At 41.0% G+C, this 346-nt stretch carries 1 protein-coding gene; it reads right to left on the reverse strand.

Annotation, left to right across the window (positions count from 1 at the left end; translation table 11 throughout):
• Positions 1-346 (reverse strand): TIGR04279 domain-containing protein (locus ASJ81_RS15990; RefSeq protein WP_141241775.1); only part of this gene is annotated, 346 nt, incomplete at both ends.

The raw sequence follows: 346 nt of genomic DNA on the forward strand, positions 1-346 counted from the left end.
CCTTCTTGAAGGGCATCCGGAGCTCTGGCTTCCATTTGATATTCGAGAACTTCAAAATATTTTGCCAAATAAATCTCTTTTTCTGATTCGGTTTTTACCGTTTCATTTTCTGCATGTGTTATAAGGATCCAGTAGTAACCTGCCTGAAGAGGATCCAGTGTAAGGGGAGTAAGGTCTCCTTCTTTGTTCAGGGTCGCAGGTATCTTGACATAAGCTTCCGTATCATTATTTAAGACATCTTCGAGGTTAATAGTGCTCTTACTCATACCAGATGAAATCTCATTTTCCGGAGAACTCGGGCTGTGTTCCTTGATGAGGTATATATCCACATTCTGCTGTCCTAAAG

Origin of the sequence: Methanosarcina spelaei (assembly GCF_002287235.1) — an archaeon.
GTDB classification, from domain to species: Archaea; Halobacteriota; Methanosarcinia; order Methanosarcinales; family Methanosarcinaceae; genus Methanosarcina; species Methanosarcina spelaei.